Annotated in this window: 2 protein-coding genes; both read left to right on the top strand. The window is 70.1% G+C overall.

The genetic code is table 11. From position 1 onward, the window contains the following. Positions 1 to 3107 (top strand): amino acid adenylation domain-containing protein (locus tag ACFXB5_RS50805; RefSeq protein ID WP_385222190.1); only part of this gene is annotated, 3107 nt, incomplete at its 5' end. Further along, positions 3107 to 9149: amino acid adenylation domain-containing protein (locus tag ACFXB5_RS50800; protein ID WP_385222187.1), on the top strand; the 6043-nt coding region annotated here is incomplete at its 3' end. The genes ACFXB5_RS50805 and ACFXB5_RS50800, both read left to right, overlap by 1 nt.

The raw sequence follows: 9149 nt of genomic DNA, 5'->3' as shown, positions 1-9149 counted from the left end.
TCGCCGTGACCAAGGCCGGAGCCGCCTACGTACCCCTCGACCCCGGCTACCCACCAGACCGCATCACCTTCATGCTCCACGACAGCCAACCCACCCTCCTCATCACCACCAGCAAACTCGCCAACACCCTCCCCGCCAGCACCGCCACCCTGCCCTGGCTCCTCCTCGACACCGAAGACACCCACACCCGTGTGGAAGCCCATGACACGGGGGACGTGTCCGACGACGAGCGGCCGACACCGCTCACGCCCGCGCATCCGGCGTACGTCATCTACACCTCGGGCTCGACGGGCACACCCAAGGCGGTCGTGGTCCCGCACGGGGCCATCGTCAACAACCTGCTGTGGCGGATCGGGACGTTCGGCTGGACCGAGCATGACCGCTTCCTCATGCGGACACCGATGAGTTTCGACGTCTCGGTGTGGGAACTCTTCTGTCCGCTGCTCACCGGCGGAAGCATCATCGGCACCGACCCCGATCACCACGCCGACCCTGGCCATCTGCTGTCCGCCGTCGAACGTCACGGGGTCACGGTGGTGCACTGTGTGCCGACCCTGCTGCGGTTGCTGCTGGAGTGGGAGGGGGCACGGCGCCTCTGCGCCTCCGTACGCCACGTCGTCTGCGGTGGCGAACCGCTGACCGCCGATCTGCGTGACTCCTTCGTCGCCACGCTTCCGCATGCGCGGCTGCACAACTCTTACGGACCAACCGAGACCACCGTCGACACGACGGGACACCTCACCACTCCCGAGGACACGGGCCCGCCACCGATCGGCACACCCGTCGGCAACACCCGCTTGGTTGTGCTGGATGCGGGGTTGGGGTTGGTTCCGGTGGGTGTGGTGGGCGAGTTGTACGTGACGGGATGCGGAGTGGCGCGGGGGTACTGGGCACGGCCAGGACTGACCGCGGAACGGTTCGTGGCCTGCCCATACAGTACGGCCAGCGGGGAACGGATGTACCGCACCGGGGACCTGGTGCGATGGACAGCCGACGGGCAGCTGGAGTTCCACGGGCGAGCCGACGAGCAGGTCAAGGTCCGCGGATTCCGCATCGAGCCCGGAGAAATCCAGACCGCGCTGACGGCCCATCCCGGTATCGGCCAAGCCGTGGTGACCGTCCGCGAGGACCGCCCCGGCGACCGCCGCCTAGCCGCCTACCTCACCCCCGCACAAGCTGGGGCCGAACCGCCACCTGCCGCGGAGATCCGGACCCACCTGACCGACCGACTCCCCCACTACATGATCCCCTCCCACTACGTACCCCTGGAACGCCTGCCGCTGACCGCCAACGGCAAACTCGACCACGCGGCCCTACCCGCTCCCACACCGGCAACCACCGGCACCGGTCAGGGACGAGCCCCCGCCGATGCCCACGAACGCACGCTGTGTCAGCTGTTCGCCGACGTACTGGCCATACCCGAGGCCGGACCGGAGGACGGCTTCTTCGCCCTGGGCGGCGACAGCATCCTGTCCATCCAACTCGTCAGCCGCGCAAGACAACAAGGACTACTCCTCACACCCCGCCAGGTCTTCCAGCACCAAACCCCCGCAGCCCTGGCCACCACAGCAACCCACACCCCCACCACGGCCGCTCCAGCCCGCCACGAAACCGGCACCGGAACCCTCCCCGCCACCCCCATCATGCGAGACCTATTCGAACGAGGCGGCCCCTTCACCACCTACCACCAATCAGTCCTGCTCACCGTCCCCGCCGACCTCAACCAACAACGCCTCACCACCGCCCTGCAAACCGTCATCGACCACCACGACATCCTCCGCCTCACACTCACCCACAACACCCAAGAACCCGAACTCCGCATCCCACCACCGGGCAGCATCAACGCCGCAAACCTGCTCCACCACGCCGACCTCACCGGCCACCCCGACATCCCCACCGCCATCACAGAACACCAGACCACCGCCCAAACCCGCCTCAACCCTGAACGCGGCATCATGCTCCAAGCCATCCACCTCACCCTCGGACCCACCACCCCCGGACGACTCCTCCTCCTCGCCCACCACCTCGTCATCGACGCCGTCTCCTGGCGCATCCTCACCCCCGACCTCACCCACGCCTACCACCACCCAACACAGACCAGGCCAACCCTGGAACCCGTCCCCACCTCCTTCCGCACCTGGGCCCACTACCTCACCCAACAAGCCCACCACCCCACCCACACCACCACACTCCACCACTGGACCCACACCCTCCAACCCCACCCCACCACACCACCACCCCCCACACCCCCACCCATTACCACCAACCAACTACACCACCACACCACCACCCTCCCACCCCAACACACCCAACCCCTCCTCACCACCACACCCGCCACCTACCACGCCGGCATCAACGACATCCTCCTCACCGCCCTCACCCTCACCCTCAACCACCTCAACAACACCACAGACACCCTCATCAACCTCGAAAGCCACGGCCGCCACGAACTCACCCCCCACCTCGACCTCACCCGCACCATCGGCTGGTTCACCACCCTCCACCCCACCCGACTCCACCCCGGACCCGCCACCTGGCACGACATCACCCACACCACACCCCACCTCGGCACCGCCATCAAAACCATCAAAGAAACCCTCCACACCACACCCCACCACGGCACCACCTACGGACTCCTCCGCCACCTCAACCCCACCACCAAAACCCACCTCACCCACCTCCCCCAACCCCCCACCACCTTCAACTACCTCGGCCGCTACACCCCCACCACACCCACAACACCAACACCAACACCAGACACAACAGACCCATCCACCACCACCCAACCCTGGCCCCACGCACCCGAAACCACCCCCCTCACCGGCAACACCCACCCCAACCAACTCCACCACACCCCCCTCGAAATCAACGCCCACACCCAAGACACCCCCCACGGACCCCAACTCACCACCACCTACACCTACAACCCCCACCACCACACCCCCCACCACATCACCCAACTCGCCCACCACTGGCACACCGCACTCAAAGCACTCACCACCCACACCCAACACCACACCGGCGGCCGCACCCCCTCCGACCTCCCCCTCCTCACCCTCACCCAACACGACATCAACAACCTCGAAGACTGGTGGAGGAACGCCTGATGGACAAGCGCGAGCTGGAAGACGTCCTCCCGCTGACCGCGGTCCAGGAGGGGCTGCTGTTCCATGCCGTGTACGACGACGCCGCACCCGATGTCTATTTGGTGCAGCTCTCCTTCGAGCTCGAAGGGCCCGCCGGTCCCGCGCGGTTCCGGCGGGCGGCCGAGGCCCTCGTACGGCGCCATCCGCCGCTCCGGGCGGGCTTTCTCCACCATGGCCTCTCGCAGCCCGTCCAGTTCGTACCGCGCGAGGTGCCCCTCCGCTGGCACGAGGCCGATCTCAGGGAGCTGGACGTGGAGGAGCGGCGCCGGGCGCTTCAACGGTGGCTGGTCGAGGACCGGGGCACCCGCTTCGATCTCACGCGTCCGCCCCTGATCCGGTTCGCGCTCTTCCGGTTGGGCGACGACCGCTTCCACTTCGTCCTGACGCATCATCACATCCTGCTCGACGGATGGTCGCTGCCCCTGGTCGTCCAGGAGTACTTCGCCCTCTACGACCACAACGGCGATGAGTCGGCGCTCCCCCGGGCGGTGCCCTATCGCACCTATCTGGAGTGGTGCGGACGCCAGGACCGCGAGGCGGCGCGCGAGGCGTGGCGCGAGGCGCTCGCGGGACTGACGGAGCCCACTCTGCTCACGTCCGCGGCCCCCGACCGGACCACGGTCCCCCCGGAGGAGTTCTCGTTCGACCTGCCCGCCGAGTTGGCCGACCAACTCGTTCTGCGGGCAAGGCGTTTGGGGCTCACCCTCAATACGCTGGTGCAGGCCGGGTGGGGGATTCTGCTGGGTCGGCTGACCGGGCGGGACGATGTGGTGTTCGGCACCACGGTCTCCGGGCGGCCCGCCGAGATCCCCGGTGTGGAGTCCATGGTGGGACTGTTCATCAACACCGTTCCGCTGCGGCTGCGGATGGACCCGCGGGAGCCGGTGTCCGCGCTGCTCAGCCGGTTGCAGGAGGAGCAGGCGCGGCTCCTGGACCACCAGCACCTCGGGCTCGTCGAGATCCAGCGGCTGGCGGGTATCGGATCGGGCGAGATCTTCGACACCACCACCGTGTTCGAGAACTATCCCCTCGACGAGGGGCGGCTGCTGGATCCCACCACGGAGCTCACGACGCTGGCGGTGGACAGTTACGACGCCACTCACTACGCCCTGGCCCTCATGGTGATTCCGGGAGAGCGGCTGCACATCCGGATGGGGTACCAGCCGGACCTGCTGGCGCGGGAGGCGGTCGAGTCGATCGCGGAGCGGCTGCAGCGGGTGTTGCGGATGCTGGTGTCGGACACCGATCCGCGGGTCGGAACGGTCGATCCGCTGGCGCCGGGCGAGCGCGAGCTGATGCTGCGCACATGGGGTGGGGCACGTACGGAGCCCGCCGAGCGGACGGAAGCGGTGCTGCCGCTGCTCTTCGAGGAGCAGGTGCGCAGGACCCCCGAGGCCGTCGCGGTGGTGCACCGGGACACCAGACTGACGTACGCGGAGGTGAACCGGCGTGCCAACCGCCTCGCCCGGCTGCTGGTGGCTTCCGGTGCGGGAGCCGAGACGCGGGTGGCACTCGCACTCCCGCGCTCGGCCGACATGGTCGTGGCCGTTCTCGCCGTCCTCAAGGCCGGGGCCGCGTTCGTCCCGTTCGATCCGGACCACCCGGCGGAGCGCCTCGCCTTCGTCCTCGCCGACAGCCGTGCCACGCTGCTGGTGACCACGGACGGCCTCGTCGAAGACCTGCCACCGGACGCTCCGCCCGTGAAGCGCCTGGTCCTCGGGGCGGATGACACCGTGGCCCGGCTGCGGGGGCTGCCCGCGCACGACCTGTCCGACGCCGAACGTGTGTTTCCGCTCGACGCCCGCCACCCGGCCTATGTCATCTACACCTCCGGATCCACCGGCACTCCGAAGGGTGTCGAGGTCCCGTACGGCAATGTGGCACGGCTGTTCGGCGCCGCCCGGGAGCAGTTCACCTTCGGTGAGACCGATGTGTGGTGTCTGTTCCACTCGTACGCCTTCGACTTCTCCGTCTGGGAGATGTGGGGGGCGCTGCTGCACGGTGGCCGGCTGGTGGTGCCGGACAAGGAGGTGACCCGCTCCCCCGAGGACGTACTGCGCCTGCTGGTCCGCGAGGGGGTCACGGTGCTGTGCCAGACGCCGTCGGCCCTGTACCAGCTGATCGCCGCCGACCAGGACCTGCCCTCGCTGGGCTCGGAGCTGGCCCTGCGGTACATCGTGCTCGGCGGGGAGGCCCTGGACCCCGCCCGGCTGGCGGGCTGGTACGTCCGCCACCGCGACGACGCCCCCGTCGTGGTCAACATGTACGGCATCACCGAGACCACGGTCCATGTCACCGCCCGCCGGCTCGGCCACGCGGACGCCGTACCAGGGACTCCGAGTGTCATCGGGCGGGGGCTCACGGATCTGGCGGTGTACGTACTCGATCCCGGGCTGCGGCTGGTGCCGCCCGGGGTGGTGGGTGAGCTGTATGTGGCGGGGGCGGGGCTGGCCCGGGGGTATGCGGGGCGTGCGGCGATGACCGCCGAGCGGTTCGCCGCCGATCCCTTCGGCCCGGCGGGCACCCGGATGTATCGCACGGGCGACCTCGTGCGGTGGGACGGCGACGGCCGTCTGGAGTTCGTGGGACGCGCGGACGACCAGGTCAAGGTGCGGGGATTCCGCATCGAACTCGGTGAGATCGAGGCCGCGCTGACGGCACACCCCGAAGTGGCGCAGGCCGCCGCGACCGTCCGCGAGGACCGTCCCGGCCACCGGCGACTGGTGGCCTACGCGGTGCCCGCGCGCCGTTCCGGCCCCGACGGCGACCTGGCCGGCCGGCAGGTGGAGGAGTGGCGCACGGTCTACGAATCGCTGTACCGGGACCGCGCCGCGACCGTCCTGCGGGAGGACTTCGTCGGCTGGGACAGCAGCTATGACCAGCGGCCCATTCCGCTGCCGGAGATGCGGGAGTGGCTGACCGCGACCGTCGACCGGATCATGGAGCTGGAGCCGTGCCGGGTGCTGGAGATCGGGGTCGGCACCGGGTTGCTCATGGCGCGCCTGGCACCGCGCTGTGAGGCGTACTGGGCCACCGATGTGTCTCCCGCGGTGATCGGCCATCTGCGGGAGCGGATCGCGCACGATCCGGCCCTGGCGGACCGCACACAGCTGCGCTCCCAGCCCGCGGCCGACTTCACCGGTCTGCCCGCCGGCCGGTTCGACACCATCGTGCTCAACTCGGTCGTCCAGTACTTCCCCAGTGTGGAGTATCTGGTCGAGGTGGTGGCCGGGGCGATGAGGCTGCTCGCGCCCGGTGGCCGGATCTTCATCGGTGATGTGCGCAACGCCCGTCTGCTCCGCTGCTTCGCCACGGCCGTCGCCCTGGCTCAGGCCGCGCCCGGCACGACGAACGAGAGCCTCCGGGCCACGGTCGACAAGGCGATCCGGCAGGAGCGCGAACTCGTCGTCGACCCCGCCCTCTTCGCCACCCTTCCGTCCCGGCTGCCCGAGGTGGCGGCGGTCGATGTGCGCGTCAAACGTGGCCATGCGAGCAATGAACTCACCCGCCACCGTTACGACGTGGTCCTGGTCAAGGCGCCCGCCACGGGGGTTTCGGGCGCCGGGACGGAAGGGATGGCCCCCACGGACGCCACGGACGGGACGTCTCGGGTGGCCGACGCGGTGGCGCGTCAGTGGGGCGAGGAGGTGCGCACCGCCACCGAAGTGGCGGAGACCCTGGAGCGCCTCCGGCCCCGGATGCTGCGCGTGAACGGCATACCCAACGCCCGGCTCGCGCACGAGCTGGAGGCGTTGCGGCAACTGCGGCACGGAGTGGCGCCGGACGCCGTCCGCGAGGCCGCCACCGCGGGGCCGGAGCCCGAGGCGTCCGCTCCGGAGGCCCTGCACGACCTCGCGGCGGGTCTGGGCTACCGTGCCGCCCTCACCTGGTCCGACAGCGACGGCTGTCTCGACGCGGTCTTCGTGGACACGGCGGCGGGGGTGGACCATCGCGTGCTCGACCAGTCCGTGCCATCCGCGATGCCTGCGTCGTCCACGTCAGCCGCGCCAGCCGCGCCAGCCGCGTCGTCCACGCCATCCGCGCGGGGGGACGATACACGTCCGTTGCGCTCGTACGCCAACGACCCCGCGGCCTCCCATGAGCTGGGCGGACTCGTGGCGTCCCTCCGGTCCCACCTCGCCGCGACCCTGCCCGACTACATGCTCCCGTCCGCCCTCATGACACTCGACGCGCTGCCGTTGACCGCGAACGGAAAGCTCGATCGCGCCGCGCTGCCCGTGCCCGACCCAGGGGCCGACCGAACCATCGGCCGGGCCGCGGCGACACCGCGGGAGAAGACCCTGTGCGCCCTGTTCGCCGAGGTGCTGGGGCTCGCCGAGGCCGGGGTGGAGGAGGAGTTCTTCGCGCTGGGCGGGGACAGCATCATCTCCATCCAACTCGTCAGCCGTGCCCGCCGGGAGGGGCTGGTGCTCACTCCCCGCCAGGTCTTCCAGTACAAGACGCCGGCGGCACTCGCCGCCGTGGCCCGTACGCCCGACGAGCCCACCGCCGAGGGCCTCGGCCGCTCAGAAGGAGCACTCGTCCGGCTCTCCCGGGCGGAGTCGGAGAGCGTCGAGCGGAAGGCCCCGGGCAGTGTGGAGGTCCTGCCGCTGAGCCCGCTGCAGGAGGGGTTGCTGTTCCACGCCGTGTACGACGACACGGCCCCGGACGTGTATCTCGTCCAGCTCTGCCTGGAACTCGAGGGCTCCTTCGACGCGGGCCGGTTCCGCGTGGCCGCCGACGCGCTGCTGCGCAGGCATCCGCATCTGCGCGCCGCGTTTCTGCACGACGGCCTGTCCCATCCCGTCCAGGCCGTCGCCGGTGCGGTGTCCGTGCCGTGGCAGGAGGTGGACCTCACCACGGTCGCGGAGGACGAGCGCCGGGGCGCGGTGGAGCGGTGGCTGGCCGAGGACCGCTCCGTACGGTTCGATCCGGCGCGGCCACCGCTGGTCCGTTTCGCGCTCCTGCGTGGCGGCCCGGACCGGCACTGGCTGGTCATCACCAACCACCACCTGCTGTGGGACGGGTGGTCGGTGCCCCTGGTCCTGCGCGAACTGTTCGCGCTGTACGAACGGTCCGGTGACGAGACGGGCCTGCCACGGCCGGTGCCCTACCGCGAATATCTGGTCTGGCTGGGGCGGCGGGACCGGGAAGCCGCCCGCGCCGCCTGGCGCACGGCGCTGGAGGGGCTGACCGAGCCCACGCTGGTCGCCCCCGCCGCTCCGGGGCGTGCCGCGATGTGGCCGGAGGAGTACTCCACCGATCTGTCCCCCGAGCTCACCGCGCGGCTCTCGCAGCGCGCCAGGCGCTCGGGGCTCACGCTGAACACCCTCGTCCAGGCGGCGTGGGGGCTCGTCCTCGGGCGGCTCACCGGGCGGGACGACGTGGTGTTCGGCACCACGGTCTCGGGCCGCCCCGCGGAACTGCCGGGTGTGGAGGCCATCGTGGGCCTGTTCATCAACACCGTGCCGGTCCGGTTGCGCATCGATCCCCAGGAGTCGCTGGGCGGGCTGCTCTCCCGGCTCCAGGAGGAGCAGACGGAGCTGCTCGACCACCAGCACTTGGGACTTGCCGAGATCCAGCGGCTGAGCGGAGTGCGCTCCGGAGACCTCTTCGACACGACGACGGTCTTCGAGAACTACCCCATCAACCAGGGGCAGTTGCTCGACCCGGGGAGGGAACTGAGGACGGTCGACATCACCGGGCGGGACGCCGTGCACTACGCCCTGTCCCTGCTGGTCGTCCCGGACGAACGGCTGCACATGCGGCTCGGCTACCGTCCGGACCTGTTCGGGCACGAGGACGTCTCGACGATCGCCGACCGCCTGGTACGGGTGCTGGAGGCCATGGCCTTCGACCCTGATGTCCGGGTCGGGCGGGTCGACGGCTGCTCCGAGGAGGAGCGGGGGCGGCTGCTGGGCTGGGGTACGGGTGCCTCGGTGGCGGCGGCCGGGGCGGGGCGGGTGCTGCCGGAGCTGTTCGAGGAACAGGCGGCACATACTC

Source organism: Streptomyces sp. NPDC059455, assembly GCF_042750115.1.
GTDB lineage: Bacteria > Actinomycetota > Actinomycetes > Streptomycetales > Streptomycetaceae > Streptomyces > Streptomyces endocoffeicus.
This window is presented reverse-complemented; position numbering and strand designations above follow the sequence as displayed.